This is a genomic window from Nocardiopsis sp. M1B1 (assembly GCF_052466615.1).
Genome location: NZ_CP196194.1, coordinates 2,388,252 through 2,408,977 on the forward strand (window position 1 = coordinate 2,388,252; position 20,726 = coordinate 2,408,977).

The 20,726-nt window shown below is 73.0% G+C and carries 17 protein-coding genes; 6 read left to right on the forward strand and 11 right to left on the reverse strand.

Features of this window, described 5'->3' with window-relative positions; translation table 11 throughout:
* Positions 1-52: 52 nt before the first annotated feature.
* Both ACSTA4_RS10325 and ACSTA4_RS10330 read left to right on the forward strand, forming a co-directional pair.
* On the forward strand, positions 53-1,519 hold the full coding sequence (locus tag ACSTA4_RS10325; protein ID WP_444963329.1) for a peptide deformylase: 1,467 nt from the start codon (positions 53-55) through the stop codon (positions 1,517-1,519).
* A gap of 320 nt (positions 1,520-1,839) precedes the next feature.
* The gene (locus ACSTA4_RS10330; protein ID WP_444963330.1) at positions 1,840-2,493 is read left to right on the forward strand and encodes an HAD family hydrolase; all 654 of its coding nucleotides are present in this window, start codon (positions 1,840-1,842) and stop codon (positions 2,491-2,493) included.
* Positions 2,494-2,714: 221 nt separating this feature from the next.
* On the opposite strand, the gene ACSTA4_RS10335 is transcribed toward ACSTA4_RS10330, so the two are convergent.
* The 4 genes from ACSTA4_RS10335 to ACSTA4_RS10350 form a co-directional block, all read right to left on the reverse strand.
* Positions 2,715-6,095: a pyruvate carboxylase gene (locus ACSTA4_RS10335; RefSeq protein WP_444963331.1), complete on the reverse strand. Its 3,381-nt coding sequence runs from the start codon at positions 6,093-6,095 to the stop codon at positions 2,715-2,717.
* Positions 6,096-6,483: 388 nt separating this feature from the next.
* Positions 6,484-7,071 carry a DUF488 domain-containing protein gene (locus ACSTA4_RS10340; RefSeq protein ID WP_444963332.1) on the reverse strand — a complete coding sequence of 196 codons (588 nt, stop codon included), beginning with the start codon at positions 7,069-7,071 and terminating at the stop codon, positions 6,484-6,486.
* A 5-nt stretch (positions 7,072-7,076) separates the two neighbouring features.
* Complete coding sequence (locus tag ACSTA4_RS10345) at positions 7,077-7,298, reverse strand: DUF2945 domain-containing protein (protein WP_444963333.1); 222 nt, start codon at positions 7,296-7,298, stop codon at positions 7,077-7,079.
* A 110-nt stretch (positions 7,299-7,408) separates the two neighbouring features.
* The gene (locus ACSTA4_RS10350; RefSeq protein ID WP_444963334.1) at positions 7,409-8,080 is read right to left on the reverse strand and encodes a TetR family transcriptional regulator; all 672 of its coding nucleotides are present in this window, start codon (positions 8,078-8,080) and stop codon (positions 7,409-7,411) included.
* Positions 8,081-8,204: 124 nt separating this feature from the next.
* Here ACSTA4_RS10350 and ACSTA4_RS10355 point away from each other — a divergent pair, with 124 nt between their 5' ends.
* The 3 genes from ACSTA4_RS10355 (at position 8,205) to ACSTA4_RS10365 (ending at position 10,228) form a co-directional block, all read left to right on the forward strand.
* Positions 8,205-8,678, forward strand: a complete 474-nt coding sequence (locus ACSTA4_RS10355; protein ID WP_444963335.1) for a hemerythrin domain-containing protein — start codon at positions 8,205-8,207, stop codon at positions 8,676-8,678.
* Between the two features lie 401 nt (positions 8,679-9,079).
* Complete coding sequence (locus tag ACSTA4_RS10360) at positions 9,080-9,568, forward strand: hypothetical protein (protein ID WP_444963336.1); 489 nt, start codon at positions 9,080-9,082, stop codon at positions 9,566-9,568.
* Between the two features lie 87 nt (positions 9,569-9,655).
* Positions 9,656-10,228, forward strand: a complete 573-nt coding sequence (locus tag ACSTA4_RS10365) for a suppressor of fused domain protein (protein ID WP_444963337.1) — start codon at positions 9,656-9,658, stop codon at positions 10,226-10,228.
* Between the two features lie 40 nt (positions 10,229-10,268).
* On the opposite strand, the gene ACSTA4_RS10370 is transcribed toward ACSTA4_RS10365, so the two are convergent.
* The 3 genes from ACSTA4_RS10370 to ACSTA4_RS10380 all read right to left on the reverse strand — a co-directional run bounded on the left by ACSTA4_RS10370 (position 10,269) and on the right by ACSTA4_RS10380 (position 14,456).
* Positions 10,269-11,924: a glycoside hydrolase family 10 protein gene (locus ACSTA4_RS10370; protein WP_444963338.1), complete on the reverse strand. Its 1,656-nt coding sequence runs from the start codon at positions 11,922-11,924 to the stop codon at positions 10,269-10,271.
* Positions 11,925-12,081: 157 nt separating this feature from the next.
* Entirely contained in the window at positions 12,082-13,179 is a 1,098-nt protein-coding gene (locus ACSTA4_RS10375) for a hypothetical protein (RefSeq protein WP_444963339.1), read from the reverse strand.
* Positions 13,180-13,412: 233 nt separating this feature from the next.
* Complete coding sequence (locus ACSTA4_RS10380) at positions 13,413-14,456, reverse strand: LacI family DNA-binding transcriptional regulator (protein ID WP_444963340.1); 1,044 nt, start codon at positions 14,454-14,456, stop codon at positions 13,413-13,415.
* 436 nt (positions 14,457-14,892) lie between these two features.
* Between ACSTA4_RS10380 and manD the strand changes: the two genes are divergently transcribed.
* Positions 14,893-16,107 (forward strand): D-mannonate dehydratase ManD, encoded by a 1,215-nt coding sequence (manD, locus tag ACSTA4_RS10385; protein ID WP_444963341.1) that lies wholly within the window; start codon positions 14,893-14,895, stop codon positions 16,105-16,107.
* Between the two features lie 238 nt (positions 16,108-16,345).
* Here the strand turns inward: manD and aztD are convergent, their stop codons facing one another.
* From aztD to aztB, 4 genes are all read right to left on the reverse strand, one after another.
* Entirely contained in the window at positions 16,346-17,548 is a 1,203-nt protein-coding gene (gene aztD, locus ACSTA4_RS10390; RefSeq protein WP_444963342.1) for a zinc metallochaperone AztD, read from the reverse strand.
* Between the two features lie 79 nt (positions 17,549-17,627).
* Positions 17,628-18,593 (reverse strand): zinc ABC transporter substrate-binding protein AztC, encoded by a 966-nt coding sequence (gene aztC, locus ACSTA4_RS10395; protein ID WP_444963343.1) that lies wholly within the window; start codon positions 18,591-18,593, stop codon positions 17,628-17,630.
* Positions 18,587-19,786: an ABC transporter gene (locus ACSTA4_RS10400; protein ID WP_444963344.1), complete on the reverse strand. Its 1,200-nt coding sequence runs from the start codon at positions 19,784-19,786 to the stop codon at positions 18,587-18,589. Before ACSTA4_RS10400 ends, aztC begins: the two co-directional genes overlap by 7 nt.
* Entirely contained in the window at positions 19,776-20,672 is an 897-nt protein-coding gene (gene aztB, locus ACSTA4_RS10405) for a zinc ABC transporter permease AztB (RefSeq protein ID WP_444963345.1), read from the reverse strand. The genes ACSTA4_RS10400 and aztB overlap by 11 nt, the downstream gene beginning before the upstream one ends.
* Between the last annotated feature and the right edge of the window lie 54 nt (positions 20,673-20,726).

Below are 20,726 nucleotides of genomic sequence, written 5' to 3' on the forward strand. Positions count from 1 at the left end.
CAGTCACGTTTCACTCAGCCGCTCACGCTCCGTGTACGCGATAATCAGCGGTATGACCACCCCTCCCCCCGCCGACTTCCGTACCGCGCTCGCCCACTGGCGCAAGCTGCGCCGCCTGACGAAGAAGGCCCTCGCTGGGGCGATGGGCTTCGACCCCTCCTACATCAGCCATGTCGAGTCCGGGCGTTACCCCGCCAGTGAGGAGTTCGCGCGCCTGGCGGAGCAGAAGCTGTCTACCGGCGGAGACCTCTGGCGGTTCTGGCAGGGGACTCCTGGAGCACAGCCCGCTTCCGCTGGAAACGGTGAGTTGTTCGTCGATCTCGACCACGCAGAACTGCGTTACCACGAGGGAACCTACACCGCGTCCATGCGGCGCCGCGTGGTCAACGGCGGTAACGAACCGGTGACCCGTTACCTGGTACGCATCAGCGTCGATCGCTATCCGGGTCGCCCCGAACTGTCGAACGAGCTCTACCGCAACCATCCGCTCACATGGGAGCGGCTGAACCTGACCGCCTCCTGTGACGGTGAACCCATGACCTGCGTGCCCAAGCACGACAGGGACTCCTTCAAGGAGGTCTGGTTGGGCTTCGAGAACGAGCACTCGATGTTTCCCCTCTACCCGGGGCGGTCCGCGCTGCTCGAATACTCCTACGTCGTCGGCTCCGACCAGTGGGGGCAGTGGTTCCAGCGCGCCATCCGGCTGCCGACCCGGGCCGTGAGCGTGGAACTGCGCTTCCCGGCTGCGCTGGGCCCCGATGTCTGGGGTACCGAGACCTCGACCACGGCCGCGGCCGTACCGCTGCGGTCGGCCATACAGTGCGGGGAGGACGAGAACGAGGTGTCCTTCACCTGGCACACGAACGATCCGCCGATCGGAGCCCGGTACCGGTTGGAGTGGCGCTGGCGCAACGACACCGCTCAGGAAACCGGCACGCGCCCGTCTCTCCGTACCGCCAGCGACCGTATGCGTGCGGCGGGGATCGCTCAGGAGGGCGAGGAGATACTCACACGGGCCGCGAGTCCTTTTCGCCTCCCTTGCGAGGCGAAGCAGGCCGCGGATGCCGTCGATCAATTGCACCGCGCTGTCCAGCGTGTGCGCGACCACCACCACTTCGGCAAGGGCATGGGGCTAGCCGCGCCGCAGATCGACATCGACCGGGCAGCGGCCCTCGTGCTCCCACCGGACCCCGACGCCGCTCCGGTGGTCCTGCTCAACCCGACGATCATCAACGAGTCCGGTGAGACCGACTCCCAGTATGAGGGGTGCCTGAGCTTCTTCGACGTGCGAGGGCTCGTTCCACGTTCACGCCGTATCGAGGTCGAGCACACCCTGGTCGACGGGGCTACGGTCATCACCGTGTTCACGGACGCCCTGGCCCGCCTGGTGGCGCACGAGGTGGACCATCTACACGGTATGACCTACAAGGACCGGATGGCCGAAGGGTCGGCGCCCATCCCCGTGGAGGAGTACCGGGGGACGGGCAGGTCCTGGAGCTACGACCGCAGTACGGGGTAGCCGGAACGGAACCAGGCGGGGCGGCATGGCGGTGGTTCCCGAGGTCACACCGCGCTGATGACGTGATTGTCCTGGAGCTGTCGGAGGACGTGGCGCTGTGTCTGGCAGCGCGCTGCAGGCTGTTCTCTGGCACCGGCGGGCGTCCCGCGAGTCGCGGGGCCGCCACCGAGGGCCAGGACGAGGCAGGCCCGGTCCCGCTTCCGGCCGGGGCGTGAAGAGCGCTCCGCTCTGCGAGCATGGGAAGCGGCCGCCGGGCCGCTCCGTACGGCACGGCCGAAGGCGTCCGTACCGAGTGTCCCAACCGTCTCAGCGGGGAGCACGTGACCTACCTACACGTATTCGACATGGACGGAACGCTCCTGAGGGAGACCACCGCGAGCCTGGAGATCGCACGGGCCCTGCGCTGTGAGGAGCAGTTGGTGGACCTGGAAGCGAGTTTCCGCCGACGGGAGATCGACACGCCCGACTTCGCGCGGGGGGTGCACCGGCTCTGGAGCGCCCTGACGGAGGACGACGTCCTCACGGCATTCGAGCAGAGCCCCTTTCTCACCGACATCCCCCGGGTGTGCGACGACATCCGCTCCCGGGGGGAGTACTCGATGGTGGTGAGCATGTCCCCGGACTTCTACGCGCGCCTTCTGCTCCGGTTCGGCTTCGACGAGGTGGTCGCGTCGCGGTTCCCGCCGCTACCCTTCGCCTCTCCCATCGTCTCCGGTGACATTCTGACTCCCGAGGACAAGGTGGACATCGTGGAGCGCGAACGTCTGCGCAGGGGAGTGGGGCCCGAGAACTGCGTGGCCTACGGGGACTCCATGTCGGACGCTCCACTGTTCCGTCATCTGACCAACACCGTGGCGGTGAACGGCGACGAGCAGATCACCGGGATGGCGGCGGCAAGCTACACCGGTGCCAGCCTGTGGGAGGCCTATTCCATGGCGCGCGGGTCCTTCACGGTCCTGTCCGCGTCCAGTTGACCGGCATGTGACCTCGGCCGGGCGCGTAGGGACCACCCGGCCCGCCGGATGTCGGGGCCGCAAGGCGCGTTCCGGGGTCTTCGAGGACTTCCTTCCGGCCGGGCTCCGGCCGGAGCCGCCACTTCTCCGGCCGAGCCCTCGGGCGGCAGAGGGCCCGGCGGACACCCGCAGGTGCCCGCCGGGCCCGGACGAACGGCCGCCCTGCCGTCCTGGTGCCGGGCTCAGCCCAGGCAGACCAGCAGGTCGCCGCCCTCCACCTTCTGCACCCGGTCGACCGCCACCCGCGTGACCGTCCCCGACACGGGCGCGGTGATCGCGGCCTCCATCTTCATCGCCTCGATGGTGGCCACCGTCGCACCGGCCTCCACCGCGTCGCCCTCGGCGACCGTCAGGGTCACCGCGCCCGCGAAGGGCGCCGCGACCTGCCCGGGGTCGTTGCGGTCCGCCTTCTCGGCGGTCCGCACCTGCGAGGCCAGGGCCCGGTCGCGGATTTGGAGCGGGCGCAGCTGGTCGTTGAGCGTGGCCATCACCGTGCGCACGCCGCGCTCGTCGGCCTCGCCCACCGCCTCCAGCTGGATGAGCAGCCGCACGCCCGGCGACAGGTCCACCGCGTACTCCTCACCCGCGCGCAGGCCGTAGAAGAAGTCCGCGCTGGAGAGCACGCTGGTGTCGCCGTAGGCCGCCCGGTGCTCCTCGAACTCCCGCGTCGGGCCGGGGAAGAGCAGCCGGTTGAGGGTGGCCCGCCGGTCCTCGGCCAGCCCCGCGCGGTCCTGCTCGCTCAGCTCCTGCGCGGGCCGCGCCTCGGAACGCCCCTGGAGCGCCCGCGTGCGGAAGGGCTCGGGCCACCCGCCCGGCGGGACGCCCAGCTCACCGCGCAGGAACCCCACCACCGAGTCCGGGACGTCGAAGCGCCCGGGGTCGGCCTCGAAGGCGGCCGGGGAGACCCCCGCGCCGACCAGGTGCAGGGCCAGGTCGCCCACGACCTTGGAGGAGGGGGTGACCTTCACCAGGTGCCCGAGCATCCGGTCGGCGGCGCCGTACATCGCCTCGACCTCCTCGAAGTGCTCGCCCAGCCCCAGCGCGACCGCCTGCGTGCGCAGGTTGGACAGCTGCCCGCCCGGGATCTCGTGGTGGTACACCCGGCCCGTGGGGGAGGAAAGCCCGGCCTCGAAGGGCGCGTAGACCCGGCGCACCGCCTCCCAGTACGGCTCCAGCTCGTTGACCGCGTCCAGGCTCAGGCCCGTGGCGTGCTCGGAGTGGTCGAAGGCGGCCACGATCGCCGACAGCGACGGCTGCGAGGTGGTGCCCGCCATCGACGCCACCGCGCCGTCCACGGCGTCCGCCCCGGCGTTGACCGCCGCCAGGTAGGTGGCCAGCTGCCCGCCCGGGGTGTCGTGGGTGTGCACGTGCACCGGCAGGTCGAACTCGCTGCGCAGCGCCGTGACCAGCTTCGCGGCGGCCGGAGCGCGCAGCAGGCCGGCCATGTCCTTGATCGCGAGCACGTGCGCGCCCGCCTCCACGATCCGCTCGGCCAGCTTGAGGTAGTAGTCCAGCGTGTAGAGCTTCTCGCCCGGGTCGGACAGGTCCGAGGTGTAGCACAGCGCCACCTCGGCCACCGAGGTCCCGGTCGCGCGCACGGCCTCGATGGCCGGGCGCATCTGCTCGACGTCGTTGAGCGCGTCGAAGATCCGGAAGACGTCCACGCCCGTCTCGGCGGCCTCGCGCACGAACGCGTCGGTCACCTCGGTGGGGTAGGGGGTGTAGCCCACGGTGTTGCGCCCGCGCAGCAGCATCTGGAGGCAGATGTTGGGCACCGCCTCGCGCAGCGCCGCCAGCCGCTCCCAGGGGTCCTCGGCCAGGAAGCGCAGCGCCACGTCGTAGGTGGCGCCGCCCCAGCACTCCAGGGACAGCAGCTCGGGCAGGGTGTGCGCGACCGCGGGCGCCGCGGCCAGCAGGTCGCGGGTGCGCACCCGCGTGGCCAGCAGCGACTGGTGGGCGTCGCGGAAGGTGGTGTCGGTGACGCCCAGGTTGGGCGACTCGCGCAGCCACCGGGCGAACCCCTCCGGGCCCAGCTCGGCCAGGCGCTGGCGCGAACCCGGGGGCGGCGGCCCGGCGGGCTCGGGCAGCGGCGGCAGCTTGGTGGCGGGGTCCACCAGCTGGGGGCGCTCCCCGTGCGGCTTGTTCACCGTGACGTCGGCCAGGTAGGTGAGCAGGCGCGTGCCGCGGTCGGCGGAGGGCCGCGCGGTCAGCAGGTGCGGGCGCTCCTCGATGAAGGAGGTGGTGATCCGCCCCGCCTGGAAGTCGGGGTCGTCCAGCACCGCCTGGAGGAAGGGGATGTTGGTGGCGATGCTGCGGATGCGGAACTCGGCCACGGCCCGGCGCGCCCGGCTGACCGCGGTGGCCAGGTCGCGCCCCCGGCAGGTGAGCTTGACCAGCAGCGAGTCGAAGTGCGGGCTGATCTCGGTGCCCGCCGCGGAGGTGCCGCCGTCCAGGCGGATGCCCGAGCCGCCGGGGGAGCGGTAGGCGCTGATGGTCCCGGTGTCGGGGCGGAAGCCGTTGGCGGGGTCCTCGGTGGTGATGCGGCACTGCAGCGCCGCGCCGCGCACGTAGACGCCCTCCTGGGAGATGCCCAGGTCGGACAGGGTCTCGCCGGAGGCGATCCGCAGCTGGGACTGCACCAGGTCCACGTCGGTGATCTCCTCGGTCACCGTGTGCTCGACCTGGATGCGCGGGTTCATCTCGATGAAGACGTGGCTGCCGTCCGCGCCGACCAGGAACTCGACCGTGCCCGCGTTGCGGTAGCCGATCCGGCGGGCGAAGCGCACCGCGTCCGCGCAGATGCGGTCGCGCAGGTCCGGGTCGAGGTTGGGCGCGGGGGCCAGCTCGATGACCTTCTGGTGGCGCCGCTGGAGGGAGCAGTCGCGCTCGTAGAGGTGCACGACGCCGCCCTCGCCGTCGGCGAGGATCTGCACCTCGATGTGGCGGGGATCGACCACGGCGCGCTCAAGGAACACGGTGGCGTCGCCGAACGCGGCGGAGGCCTCGCGCATGGCCGCCTCCACCGACTCGCGCAGCCGCTCGGGCTCCTGGACGCGGCGCATGCCCCGCCCGCCGCCTCCGGCCACGGCCTTGACGAAGAGCGGGAAGCCGATCCGCTCCGCGGCGGCCACCAGCGCCTCCACGTCGTCGGAGGGCTCGCTGGACTCCAGGACTGGCACGCCCGCCTCCCGGGCGGCGGCCACGGCGCTGGCCTTGTTGCCGGTCAGTTCCAGCACGTCGGCGGGCGGGCCCACGAAGGTGATCCCGGCGCGCTCGCACGCGCGGGCCAGCTCGGGGTTCTCCGACAGGAAGCCGTAGCCGGGGTAGACGGCGTCGGCCCCGGCCCGGCGGGCGGCGCCCACGATCTCGTCCACGGACAGGTAGGCGCGCACCGGATGGCCGGGTTCGCCGATCTGGTAGGCCTCGTCGGCCTTGAGCCGGTGCAGGGAGCCGCGGTCCTCGTGGGGGAAGACGGCGACGGTGCGGGCGCCCAACTCGTAACCGGCGCGTAGCGCGCGGATGGCGATCTCGCCCCGGTTGGCCACGAGCACTTTGCGGAACATGGCGCACTCCTCCTGGTCGGTCAGGCGTGGTGCCGGGGCGCAAGAACCGGCACCGTCGCCGGGGGCCCGCGGCCGGGTGGAACACCCGTACGTTAACCAGAAGAGGGTTCGGCGGAGCCCACCGGGGCCGTCCTTCGCGCCGAGTACCGCTTCCGGCGGGCCTTTCGGGACGTCGGCGTGTCGTGCGGGGCGGGGGCGCGACGAACCCCGGCGGGTGTTTCGTGCTGTTCGCGTGTCGCGTGGGAACGGGGGGACGACGACATCCGGTGCCCGCCCGGATGAGTGGACGCGGCCCTCGCACGCCCGCTCCCGACCGCCCGCCGGTACGGTCGGTCCGCATGCGCCGGTGGCCCTCGGCGCGGTGCGCCCCGGCCGGTCCGGGCTCCCGTCACCCCCGGGGCGCCCCGTCCGTCCGGGCGTCCCCGCCGTCGTTCGCGTCCGGGGACCGCGCCGGGTAGGTGACGGTGCGGTCGGCGTGCACGACGGCCCCCGGCGTGAGACGGGCGGCGTCGGCGCGGTGGGCGGCCATGACGTGGAGGACCTCGTGGCCTCGGGCGAGCAGGTGGTCGGCGATGATGCGCCGGTGGCACCGCCACCAGACCGCCTCCGAGCACATCACGGCGGCGCGGTGGTTCGCACCCGCCTCACGCAACCGGGCGAGCCCCGATCCGAACCCGGCTGAAAGCGCGTAGTCGGCGTAGTTGTGGAAGCTGCGGTTGCGCCAGAACCCGTTGACCTCGGGGGAGACGTCCTTGGCGACCGGACGCCGTCCACCGAGTTCCGCGACGCGCGAGTAACGTACGCCGACATTCCGCAGGGCCCTGGAAAGGGCGTCCTCGTCGAACTGCGGGTTGCGGCGCGAACCCGGGAGTTTGCGCACGTCGACCACCACGTGCACGCCGTTCTCGTGCAGCAGTGCGGCGAACTCCTCGAACGTGCGGTCGGAGTGGCCGACGGTGAGGAACGGCGGCGCCATCGCGGTCAGCCGTCGCCGGAGATCCGGGTCAGGGCCCCGTCCTTGTGCGCGGCGACGTGGTCGGTCTTGTCGCTCCTGATCTCGTACTGCGGCTCGTCCTCGGAGGCGCGGCGCGTACGGCCCATGAACTCGAAGTCGCTGGTGTGGATCCTCGTGATCGTGCCGGATACCCGTCCGGCCTCGGAGTTCCAGCTCACATGGTCACCGACGTCGAAACGGCGTGTCATCGCGTACACCCTCTCCTCCGGCCGTGGCGCGGCGGCGCCTGGTGGGACGGACCCTCGCCTACCCCGGACGGCCTCGGGGTATGCGGGCGGGGCTCCCGGCGCCCGCCGGTTCAGCCGAAAGGCGGGAGCGTGTCCGGTGACAGGGTCAGCGCGCGGGGCAGGGCGTCGAAGGCGGCGGTGACCTCGGCGACGAGCGTCCCGGCGTCGCCGGTGCGCTCGCTGTGCCGGTAGGCGCGCACCCAGTTCATGCTTCCGTAGCGCACCGCGGACAGGGCCATCTCACCGACCAGCCGCAGCCGCACGTCCGTACGGCTGTCCACGCCGGTCTTGTCCTCCAGCAGTTCGGTCAGCCGCACCTGGAGGCCCTGGACGGCGCCCGCGTGGTGCGCGCCCAGCGCCGGGTTGTGTGCGACCAGTTTCCGGGTGGCCAGGTAGCGCTCGGTCCAGTCGTCCGGCAGGCCGCGCACCGCGTCCGCGTAGCAGTCGCGAAGGAGGGGCAGGACGGGGCCGGTGACGCTCATGCGCTCCACCTCGGCGGCGTAGGCCTCCCAGAGTTCACCCTCGGCGGCCAGGGCGACCTCCTCCTTGGAGGAGTAGTAGCGGAAGAAGGTGCGCACCGACACCTCGGCCGCGGCCACCAGGTCGTCCAGCGTGGTCTGGTTGAAGCCACGCTCCAGGAACATCCGCAGGGCGGTGTCGGTGAGCACCCGGCGCGTGCGCAGTTTCTTGCGTTCGCGCAGGGGGAGCGCGGACTCCTCGTTCCGGAAGGGCTCGGCGGTCATCGGGCCAGGATACGGCGGTCCCTCCGGGGCCGGGAAAAACCCGTTGCTTAAATCTGCCAGTCACTGGCACTATGCCATCACTGGCGTTTTTCGCCGACCCCACCCCTCCACCGGGAGAGAACCCATGAGCGACCGGACCGCCGCCCCCGTACCCGAAGGACAGCGCATCGAGGCGCTGGGCGACCAGCTCGTCAAGATCCACGACATGCTGCGGGGCGAACTCGCCTCGCTGCGCCGCGACCTCGCCGGGGGAGGCGGCCCCTCCGGAGGCCCGGCGCCCCTGGACGAGCAGTTGCGCAAGAAGTGCCTGTCCTTCTGCGACTTCCTGCACGGCCACCACACCGCCGAGGACGAGGGCGTGCTGCCCGGACTGGCGAAGAGCCACCCCGGGCTCGCGCCCGTCCTGGAGCGCCTGACCCGGGAGCACGTGGTCGTCAGCAGGTCGCTGGACCGCATCCGCGTGCTCATGGACGGCGACGACGCGGCCGGGGTCCGCGACGAGGTCGAGCGCCTGGCCGCCGAGGTGGAGGCGCACCTGGACTACGAGGAGCGCCAGATCGTGGAGGCGCTGAACTCCTACGGCCCCGTCACGCTCTGAGAAGCGCCCCGCGGCGCCCCGCGGGCTCGGCCGCGCCCCCGCCGACCCGCATACCCGTGCTGCGTCCGTGGACGGGTGACCCGAAACCTCCACCGCGGCCCCCACCCGCGGGTGCGCCACGTCCCGGGGGCCGCCCGTGCGTCGGTGAGCGGTCCCGGCGCCCGCGCGCTCTTGGCGCGGGCCTTGGGCACCGACGCCCCGGCGACCGGCCCCCACACCCGGCGACCCGCGCGCTCCGTGGCGTCGGCCTCGGACCGGACCCCGGACCGGGCCCGGGGAGACCCCGGGCTAGTGTTCCCGTCAGACGGGGCCCGCGGTGCGTCCGCACCGCTTCCGGCCGCCCGAGCGCCTGCCGCCGCGCCGGTCGGGCCCCGCGCTCCACCGAGAGAGGCGGACCACCGGTGCGCGACACGGTACGGGTACCCCCGTGGCTGAGGACGACCCTGTGGGCGCTGCGGTGGCTGATCGCGCTCGTGGTCCACGGCGCGGTGCTCACAGCCCTGCTCATGGGTCTGATGACGGCCTTTCCGGACGCCACGTACGGGCTGACGCTGCTGACCATGGGACTCGGCGCCCTCTACGGGCCCGTCCAGCTCCTGGGCCTGGTCATGCCGCTGTGCACGGCGGGCGCACACCTGGCCGACGCGCGCGGCGGCGGCCGGGTGCTGTGGTCGCTGCTCCTCGCCCTGGTGCCGCTGGCCCTCACGGCCGTGGTCCTGGCGTTCCTCGTGCCCCCGTGGGCGGTGGTGTACGTCATGTACTTCGCCACCGGGCTGCTGCTGAGCACGACGGCGGTCTACGCGGCGCTGCCGGGGCGTCCCGAACGGAACGCGCACCGGAACGCGGACGGGGCGGCCCTTCCCGTCCCGGACGGCGTCGGGACGCCGTAGTCTGTCCGTTCCAGATGTCCGTATATCGGGCGCCTCGGGAGGGCGACGCCCCCTGGCGGCCGAAGGCACAGCGAGGGGTCGGGTTCGTTGACGACCGGGGAGGACGCGCGGATCCGCGCGCTCGAACGCCACGTCCGGGAGTTCTGGCAGGGCCACGCCGTGGAGCCCGCCACCTGGGAGGAGGGGCCCATCCTCGACCGGGTCCCGGGCTTCGCCACCTACCGGGTGGCGCCCCGGAACGCGGGCGAGGGCTGGACCTACGTGACGGTCGGCTCGTCCGTCCACGAGGCGGAGGGCGGCACCGAGTTCTTCCTCATGTCGCCGACCGCGGAGCAGGAGCACGCCGAGACCCTGGCCATGGTCAGCCACCTGCACTCCTTCGAGGAGTACCGGCTCGGCGTCGGCTCGGTGATCGACGTGGGCCGCCCGTGGACGCGGGGCTCGCGCATGGACCACCTGCTGGTGAGCCTGCCCTACCCCCACGGGCCCGCGCTGGAGTGGGCGTCCGCCGAGGCCGGGGGAGCGAGGTTCCTGTGGCTGCTCCCCGTCCACCGGAGCGAGGCCGCCTTCGTCGCGGCCGAGTCGCTCGACGCCTTCGAGGAGGTCCTGGAGGCGGAGGGCGTCAACGTGCTGGACGACGACCGGGCCCCGCTGGTGTGAGCCGACCCCGTCCGGTGTGAACCGCCCCCCGCCTCCGGGGTCAGCCGCGCGGGTCGGCGATCCCGCCGACCGGACCCTCCACGCGGTAGTCGTCCAGCGCGGTGACCACGTACGCGGAACCGGACTCCTCGCCGCCCTCCTCGGCCTTCGCGGCGTCCTCGGCGGTGTGGTCGGAGTCCTCCAGCGAGGTCCCGCCGGTCACGCCCACGAGGTTGTCGGACGAGAGCACCTCGCAGTACTCCTCCGGATCGCCCGAGTCCGCCCGTGCGGCCTCCTGCGCGTCCAGGCGGTAGACGGCGTAGAAGCGCGCGTCCTCCACCCGCTCCCACTCCACCGAGGTGTGCTCGTCCGCGACCTCGGCGGTCACGTCGTCCACCGGGCCCGCCAGGGACTCGCCCCCGCGGTCCCCTCCGGCCAGGGGCGGCAGGGCGGGGTCGCCGTAGTGCTCGTCGGCCAGGTGCGCGTAGGCCTCCTCGGCCACGCCCGTGAGGGACTTGAAGGAGAAGTAGACGTCGCCGTCGACCTCGGGGTGGTCGGAGGAGTAGTCCAGCTGGGTGCTCAGCGCGTCCTCGCCGGTCCAGTTGCGGTCACCGACCCGGTACGCGCCCTGGCCGATGTACAGGTCCACGTCCGTGCCCTCGACCTGCTCGGCCCACCACGGCAGCAGCTCCTCGTAGTCGGCGGCGTCGAAGCCCCGCTCCCAGTACAGCTGCGGGACGACGTAGTCGACCATCCCCTCCCGGATCCAGGCGCGGGTGTCGGCGTGCTGGGCCTCGTAGGACTCCAGGCCCGAGGTGTCGGACCCGGCGGGGTCGTTCTCGGCGTTGCGCCAGATGCCGAACGGGGAGATCCCGAAGCGCACCCAGGGCTTGGCCTCCTCGATGCGCTCGTGCACGCCGCTGACGAACTCGTTGACGTTGTCGCGCCGCCAGTCCTCGCGGCCCTCGAAGCCGTCGCCGTGCTCCTCCCACGTCCGGTCGTCGTCGAACTCCTCGCCGTCCTTGGGGTAGGGGTAGAAGAAGTCGTCGAAGTGCACGCCGTCGATGTCGTAGCGCTCCACCACGTCCATGATCACGCGGGTCACCCACTCCTGGACCTCGGGCCTGCCCGGGTCGAGGAAGCCCTCGCCGCCGTAGCGCACCAGCCAGTCGGGGTGCTCCCTGACCGGGTGGTCCTCGGCCAGCTCCTCGATGTCGGAGTCCATGCCGACCCGGTAGGGGTTGAACCAGGCGTGCAGCTCCAGGCCGCGCTCGTGCGCCCCGGCCACCGCGTACTCCAGCGGGTCGTAGCCCGGGTCGCCGCCCTGCTCGCCGGTGAGGTACTTCGACCACGGCTCCAGGTCCGACTCGTAGACCGCGTCGGCGGTGGGCCGCACGTGCAGGAACACGGTGTTCAGGCCGAGCTCCACCGCCTCGTCCAGGCGCTGGTCCATCTCCGCCTTCTGGTCCTCGGCGGACAGGCCCGGCTCGGAGGGCCAGTCGATGTTGCCGACCGTGGTCAGCCACGCCCCGCGCATCTGCCGCTTGTCCTGGGCGGCCTCGCATCCGGCCGCACCGGGGCCGGGGAAGGAGCCGGAGGAGGAGTGGGCGGCGCCGACGAGGGCGTATCCGGAGATCATGAGCCCCGACGCGGCGGCCGCGGCCACCCACCGGGAGCGCCAGCGCGGTGAGAGGCCGGCTCGTCGTCCAGGGGTCAAGGGAACTCCTCTGAGCTGCGTTGACATCCGTTTGACGTCACGTCGGGCATCAGAGTAGGCGAAGAAGTAACGTTTTGGACAACATGGGCGGTTTTGGTGGTTTGAATCTCATCTGTCTGGGAAAAGCAACCTCCCGCCATCCCAGGCGGCACCCGCCTCAGACGGGGACGAGCGCGCCCGCCAGCAGGAGCACGGACACGAGGGCGACCACGGCCCCGACCGCCACCAGGTAGTGGCGGGGCCGGGTGGTCCCGGGCATCCACGCCAGGACCGCGAGTACGGCGGCCAGGGCCGTGGCCCCGATCGGCAGCAGCAGCCGCCAGGCGCGGTCGAGGGAGTCCAGCGGCAGGTAGGGGTTGGCACCGTACAGCGCCAGCACCAGGGCCGGAAGGCCGATCACCGCCGCCCCGGCCCCGACGGCCAGGGTGAACCGCTCCTGCGCCTCGGCCCCCTGCGCCACCGCGAAGCTCGACATGCCGCCCAGCAGCGCCTGGAGCCGGTCCGCCTCCTCGGACAGCTCGCGCTCCATCGCCTCGCAGTGCCGTACGCCCGCGCGCAGCCTCGGCGTCCACGCGGGTCCCCCGTCCGGCTCGGGGGCCGACTCCTCCCGCAGGCGCAGGTAGGCCGCCCTGTCCCACGTCCAGACCCCCAGTCCCGCGCGGACCGCCTCCAGCGCCTGGTCGCGTGCCCGGCCGACGGCGGTCGAGAGCTCCACCGCCGCCGCGAGCAGGGGCCGCAGCTGCCCGTCCGCCCGACCGGCGAGGTGGTCGGCCATGCGCTGCTCCAGTTCGTAGCGCAGCTCCCGCAGCCGCAGCACCTCGTTGCGCGAGGACTCGGCGAACGCCTTGGCCATGGTCACCGCCCGTGAGCGCGCGTCCCCCGCGACCCCGTGGGCGGGTTCGGCCAGCGAGGCGGCGAGTTCGTCGTCGGGGCTCGGGGCAGCGGGCCGCTCCTGGCGCCAGCCGCCGTCCTCCGACCACACCGCCTGCACGGCCAGGACGACCAGCGGGGCCTCGCCGCGCCCGGTACGGACCCGGATCCGGCCGACGACGACCCGCCGCCGACCGCGGGGGCCGACCACCCGCAGCAGCGGGGCGGTCAGGGACGTCCCGGGGTCCGAGGAGGCGGAGCCGTCCCGCTCGGGGGAGTCCCCGGCGGACCGCGCCCGCGCGTGCAGGATCCGCGCCTCGATCCCGTGCCCCTCCCGGCGGGGTTCGCCCGCGAGGACCCACCGCCGACCATGCCTGGTTTCCATGGCAGGAGACACTAGTGACCCGGCCTGTCGGCCTTTCCCCCGGCCCGGGGGGAACGCCACGCCTTCTGTCGGAACGTCTCCGCCTCCGTTGAGGAGGGTTCCACCGCCGAGGGGAACATCCCGCCTGGGGCGGGAACGCCGCACCCCCGTCCGGGAACGTTTCCGCTCCGTCCGGGAGCGTACGCTCCGGCGCGGGTCGACGCCCCCGCGGACAGCGGAGCGGCTGCCCGCGCTCAGACCCCGGGCGGCGCCGTGGACTCGCGCACCACGAGCCCGGGAGGGGCGATCGCGGGCACGTCGGCCGGGGACCCGTCCAGCGCGGCCACGAGCGTCAGCGCGGCGGCCCGCCCGAGCCCCACCAGGTCGTGGCCGACCGTGGTCAGGCGCGGCTGCACGAGCGCGCCCAGGGGCAGGCCGTCGTGGCCGACGACGGACAGATCCCGGGGCACCTCCAGCCCCCGCCTGCGCGCGGCGCTGATCCCGGCGATCGCCATCATGTCGTTGGCGAACAGGATCGCGGTGGGACGCTCGGCCGCCGACAGCGCCTCGTCGGTGGCCGCCGCCGCCCCCTCGGTGGTGAAGTCGGGGACCGTCAGCACGACGGCGGACAGCCCGTGCCGCCGCACCTGCTCCTCCACGATCCGGCGGCGGAACCCGGTGTGCACGCGGTCCTCGGGGCCGCACACGTAGGCCACCCGCCGGTGCCCCAGCGAGGCCAGGTGCCGGACCGCCTCGACCAGCCCCCGCTCCTGGTCGGGGGCGAGCACCGAGGCGACCGGGTCGTCGCGCCAGGGCATGCCGATCAGCACCGAGGGGAGCCCGAGCCGCCGCAGCAGGTCGAACCGGGGGTCGCGGACCAGGCTCTCGGTGAGGATGACGCCGTCCACCCGGCGCTCCTCGGCCAGACGCCGGTAGGCGCGCCGTTCGGCGTCCTCCTCCTCACCCACGATGTGCAGCAGCAGGCCGTAGTCCAGGGGGGCGAGTTCGCGCTCGATGCCCGAGATCAGCACGCCGAAGTGCGGGTCGTAGGACAGCAGGTCGGGGGAGCGGCGCGAGACCATGCCGATGGCCCGGGTGCGCGCCCCGCGCAGCGCCACGGCCGCGGCCGAGGGCGACCACTGGAGCTTGTCCACCGCGTCCAGGACCCGCCGCCGGGTGGGTTCGGCGATGCGGCCCTTGTTGTTGACCACCTTCGACACGGCCGAGACCGACACCCCCGCCAGCGCGGCGACGTCGGAGATCGTGGGGCGGCCGGTGGATCCGCGGACGGCCGTCATGGCGTCCTCCGGCCGGACGGGGCGCCGGGGGTCTGCTCGCGCACCAGTGCCGCTCCCTTCGCTGTGGCGGGCCCCGCCGCGTTCGCGCCGCCGTTCCCGGGTGTGGCGGGGCGGGCGGGGCCGGGGCGCGGACAGGCTACCAGTGGGTGTGTGGAGGGCCTCCCGGCGCGTACCGGAGAGCCCTTGGGAAAACGATGAACCCGAACGTTTCGGCGGACCCTACCGCAGCGGGAGCGGTTTTTCCAGGTCTCGACACCCGCATGGGAAAACGATATACCTACCACGTCAGGCCAGCACGGGGAGTCGGCGCGAGCGCGGCGCGACTCCGCCGGGCTCACCAGGGCCCCGGGCCGCGGGGGCGCGCCACCGTCCGGCCGCCCCCGCGGCCCGGTCACGCCGGGTGTCGCGGTACACCCCCACCCACGAGGAAGCACCCATGAGGATCACCTCCGCCGACGTCATCGTGACGTGCCCGGGACGCAACTACGTCACCCTCAAGATCACCACCGAGGACGGGACCACCGGCCTCGGCGACGCCACCCTGAACGGCCGAGAACTCTCCGTCGCCTCCTACCTGCGCGACCACGTCTGCCCGCTGCTCGTGGGCCGTGACTCCGGCCGTATCAACGACATCTGGCAGTACCTGTACCGCGGCGCCTACTGGCGGCGCGGCCCCGTCACCATGACCGCGATCGCCGCCGTGGACTGCGCCCTGTGGGACATCCTCGGCAAGCGGGTCGGCAAGCCCGTCCACCAGCTGCTCGGCGGCGCCGCGCGCGACGGGGTCATGGTCTACGGCCACGCCAGCGGCCGGTCCGTGGACGACCTCCTGGACTCGGTCGGCGGCTTCCTGGACCAGGGGTACCGGGCGGTGCGCGTTCAGGCCGCCGTCCCGGGCCTGGAGAGCACCTACGGGCTGCACCACCCCGGCACCGGCCACACCTACGAGCCCGCCGACGCGGCGATGCCCACCGACAACGTCTGGCACACCCCCGCCTACCTGGACTTCGCGCCCGAGATGATGAAGGCGGTCCGGGAGAGGTTCGGCTACGGCTTCCACCTGCTGCACGACGTGCACCACCGGCTCTCCCCGCTGGAGGCCGCCCAGCTGGGCAGGTCGCTGGAGCCCTACCGCATGTTCTGGATCGAGGACCCCACCCCGGCCGAGGACCAGGAGGCGTTCCGCACGATCCGCCAGCACACCACCACCCCGCTGGCGGTGGGGGAGGTCTTCAACACGATCTGGGACTGCCAGCACCTGATCACCGAGCGGCTCATCGACTACATCCGTATGTCGGTCTCGCACAGCGGGGGCATCACGCACCTGCGGCGGATCTTCGACCTGGCCGACCTGTACGGGGTGCGCACCGGCTCGCACGGCGCGGGCGACCTGTCGCCGGTGTCGTTCGCCGCGGCCCTGCACCTGGACCTGACCGTGCCCAACTTCGGCATCCAGGAGTACATGGGGCACCTGGAGCCCGCCAGCGAGGTGTTCCGGACCTCCTACACCTTCGCGGACGGCTACATGCACCCGGGCGACGCGCCGGGTCTGGGGGTGGAGATCGACGAGGAGGCCGCGGCCCGCTACCCCTACGAGGCCCGGTACCTGCCGGTCAACCGCAGGCTCGACGGCTCGATGCACGACTGGTGAGACGCCCGTTCCGGACCGGCGGGACCCGGTCCCGTTCTTCGGACCGGTCTCAGCTCGCGGGGGTCCGGTTCGGGCGAGCACGGGCCTTGCCCGCCCGCGCCCGGCGCCGCGCACCATCCGGCGCGCGGTGCGCTGTGCCTGACCGGTGCGTCCCGGTACCGGGACGCACGTCGGGGCGGGCGCGCGGGGGACGCGCGCCCGCCCCGACGCGGGAGGAGCGAAGCGGAGGTCCGGAAAGCTAGGACGCCACGCCGCTGAGCTCGTTGGGCTCGACGTCCAGGGTCACCGAGGCGGTGACCTCACCGGACTCCAGGTCCAGTGCGTGGACCTGCTTCGTGGCGGGGTCGCTCACGTAGGCGGTGGCGCCGCGCACGAACAGCGCCGGGCGGGGCTGCTGCCACTCCAGCGGCTCCCGCCACTCGTCCATGACCTCGATGCTGTCCACGACCTCGCCCGCCTCGGGGTCGATCACGTGCAGGCTGCCGTCGGTGCCCAGGACCAGGGCCTCCCCCTCGGGGCCGCGGCCCAGGGAGCGGAAGGTGTAGCTGGCGGGCAGGTCGACCAGGGTCAGTTCTCCGGCGGCGGTGTCCACGAGGGCGACCCGCTCGGGGCGCTCCAGCTCGGCGTCGGGGTCGGTCTTGTAGTCGCCCAGCACGATCGGCGACTCCTCGCTCCCGGCCTGGTTGCCGATGCGCCCGTACTCGTCGGGGCTGTCCACCTTGGTGAACTCGCCGTCCTGGTAGACCAGGACACCGTCCTCGCAGCCGATGACGACGGCCTCGCCCTCGGCAGTGGTCTCGCCGTGCACGCCCGGGCACTCCTCGCTGCGGGCGACCTCCTCGCCGGAGGCGTCCAGGACGACTGCGCCGACCCGCTCCTCCTCGTCGCCCAGGGTCAGCAGCATCTCGCCGCCGGCCAGCTCCACGGCCACGCCGTGGTGGGCCTCCTCCGCGCTGCTCACGTCGGTCTCGGGCAGGCCGTCGCCGAGGGAGTCGGTGTCGAAGGCGGTGATCTCGCCGCTGCCGTCGGCGAACAGGACGGTCCTGCCCGCGTGCCGGACGACGTGGCCGGGGGTGTCGGCGGGGAAGAGGGTGTCGGTCAGCTCCGCGCCGGCCGCGTCCAGGACCTGGAATCCCTCCGAGGTGGAGACCAGCACGTGCCGGTCGTCGCCAGCCGGGTTGATCCGGTTGAACCCCTCCAGGGCGATGTCCTGGACGACCTCCAGGGTCTGGCCGTCCAGGACGTACAGGCCGCCGTCGTAGGTGGTGACGACCGGGTTCTCCACCACGGCCTCCGCGGCGGCCTGCTCCTCGCCGCCCTGCTCCTGGCCGGTGTCCTCTCCGGTGCCGCAGGCGGTCAGCAGCAGTCCAGCGGACAGCAGCACGGGCAGTGCCGCCCGCGCCGGGAACCGCGTCGTCGCGTCGTTCGTCGGGGTGTTCACGTTTCTCTCTTTCGGGGTGGAAGGGTCCGCTGCGGGCGGGGGGAGGGGCCGCCGCGGTCGTGCCGGGGCTGTGGCCCGGTCACTCGCCACGCAGTCCGGTGGCGATGGCCTCGGTGTTGGAGCGCATCATCTCCAGGTAGGTGGCCGCGCCCCCGCCCTCCTCGCTCAGCGACTCGGAGAAGAGGGGGACGACCTCGATGTGCACGCCCGCCTCCTCCGCCATGGCCGTGGCCAGGCGGTCGGGCTGGGAGGAGTCGGCGAAGACGGCCTCGACGCCCGCCGCGCTCACGGCGTCGGCCAGGGACTTGAGGTCGGAGCTGCTGGGCGAGGCCAGGGTGGTGCCGCTGGGGATCACGGCGCCCACGACCTCGAACCCGTAGCGTTCGGCGAGGTAGCCGAAGACGTGGTGGTTGGTCACCAGGTTGCGGTCCTGCTCCGGGATCGCGGCGAACTCCTCGGCCATCCACGCGTCCAGCTCCTCCAGCTGCGCGGTGTAGGCCTCGGCGTTGGCGCGCACGGCCTCGGCGTCCACGCCGTCCACCTCGGCGACGACGTGTTCGGCGATCAGCTCGACCGCCCGGACGACCCGCCGGGGATCGGTCCAGAAGTGGGGGTCGGGCTCGCCCTCGTCCTCGTTGTCCGCGGCGTCCCCGCCGGGGGAGAAGGCCAGGGGGTCGACCTGTGCGCCGACCTCCAGGGCGGGTATCCCGGCCTCCTCGGCGGCGGCGACGTTGCGCAGCACGCCCTCCTCCAGGCCGAGCCCGTTGTAGACCACGAGCGCCGCGTTCTCCACGAGCGCGGCCTCGCGCGCGGAGATGCCGAAGGAGTGCGGGTCGGCGTTGGGCTTCATCAGGACGGTGACCTCGGCCTCCTCGCCCACGACCTCCCGCGTGAGGTCGCCCAGGATGTTGGTGGTCACCACGATCCCCTCACCCCCGCTCTCCGAAGGAGAACAGGAGGCCGTGCCGAGGAGGGCGGCCCCGGCCAGGGCGGCGGCGGTCGCGGCGCGCAGGAGCGCCTTCGGATTCGTCACGGCGGTCACCATCCCGTCTCGACCATGAGGTGCGGCGCGATGCCCGGGTCGAGGGTGCGCGCCACGCGCAGGTCGTCGTTGTAGTCGATCTCGTGCACCACGCCGCGCCCGGTGTCGTTGACGTAGGCGCGGCTGGTGTCCGCGCGGATGACGGGGGCGTGCGCGGTGTCGGTGCCGTCGAGCAGGTCGGCGGAGGCCAGTTCCTCACCCGAGGCCGGGTCCAGGGAGTGCAGGGTCCCGTCGCCGGTCAGGGCCAGGACGGGGGCGCCCTCGCCGACGGCCGTCGCGGTCACGGCGTCCTCCAGCTCCAGCGCGGTCCACCCGGGTTCGGCCAGGTCCAGGACCCACAGGTCGCCGCCGGTCGAGACCGAGGCCAGGGTCGCCGAACCGGGGCGGTGCCCGAACTCCTCGACCCGCTCCTGCGAGCCCTCGGGGTAGTCCACCAAGTCGCCGGAGAGCTCCCCGTCCTCCTCGGTGACGTGCAGGGCGCCCTCGGCGCAGCCGATGACCGCGCCGCGCCGGGTGACGGCCTGGCCGAGGGGGTCGGTGCAGGCGGCGTCGAGCGTCGCGAGGGGGGAACCCTCCCGGTCGTATACCTCGACCGCGCCTTCGGAATCGCCCCCGGCCACCAGGAGGTGCTCGGCGAAGGGCAGGACCACCGAGGCGCCGTCGGGAAGAGTGGCGGCCTCCTCGACCGATCCCTCCTCCAGAGCGGCCCGGTCGAGCACGGCGGCGCCGTCCGTCGCGGTCAGCGCGGTCAGGGCCGTGTCTGAGGCGACCCGGCCCGCGGCCAGGCCCTCCACCGTGCCCGCCAGCCCGACGCCGGTCCGGTAGTAGTGCTTGTGGTCCCCGTGGTCGACGGTCCACGCCCCGCTGTCCACCACGGTGGTCATCCGGTGGTCGGATGAGTACAGGTACGCGAAGCGGCCGTCCCCGGCGATGCCGTCGAGGCCCTCCACGGGGTCGAGTTCGGTCGTCTCCTCGGTGATCAGGTCCAGCACCCGGACGTCTCCGCTGCCGGGGTCGGCGACCACGAGGCGGGACTGGGGCTCGGCGGTCTCCTCGGCGCCCTCGACGTAACCGTGCGGGACCTCCTCCTCCGGCTGCTGCTCCGCGCCGTCCTGCGCGGCGCCGCAGCCGGTCAGCAGGACGAGGGCGGACAGTCCGGCCGCGCCCAGCGCGCCGGTGCGGTGTTCACGCCTCATGTGTCATCGGCCTCTCCATCTGTACGGGGTGGTCGGGGGTGGTGTCGGGGGTCGGGTCGGGGGAGGCGCGCCCGCGGGAGCGCACGGCCGCCGCGAGCGCGGAGGCGAAGAAGAACGCGGTGGCCGTGGCGGCGATCGTGGCCCCGGCCGCCGTCTCCCAGTGCCAGGAGGCGAGCAGGCCGAGGAAGGTCGCGGCGCTGCCCAGCACGGCCGCGCCGAGCATGATCGCGGGCACGCTGCGCGCCCACAGTGCCGCGGCCGCCGGGGGCGCGATGAGCAGCCCGAACACGAGCAGCGTGCCGACCACGTGGAACGAGGCGACCACGGCCAGGGTGACCAGGCCGAGCAGGACGCCGTGGGCGGCCCGGGGCGCCAGCCCCAGCGTGGCGGCCTTGCGCGGGTCGAAGGCCAGGGCGAGGAACGCCCGGTGCCCCGCGACGGCGACGACCAGGGCCGCGGCCAGCGCCAGGCCCAGGTGGACCAGGTCCTGTTCGCGCACCGCCAGGACGTCCCCGAACAGGAAGCCCGTGAGGTCGACCGCGAAGGAGGACGAGTGCGAGACCAGGATCACGCCGAGTGAGAGCATCCCGACGAAGAGCAGCCCGATGCTCGTGTCCTGGGACAGCCGGGACGAGCGGCCCAGCGCGGTGACGCCCGCGGCCATCGCCCCGGCGGCCAGGGCCGCGCCCAGCATGAGGTTCTGGCCCAGCAGGGAGGCCAGGGCCACCCCGGGCAGCATCCCGTGCGACATCGCGTCGCCGAGGAAGGCCATGCCGCGCAGCACCACCCAGGTCCCGGCGACGGCGCAGATGAGGGAGACCAGGATGCCTCCCCACAGCGCACGCTGCACGAACACGACCCCGAACGGGGCGAACAGAGCTTCCATAGTGGGACACTGTATAACGATAACCATTGTCATTTGCACATCGGGGTGAGCGTG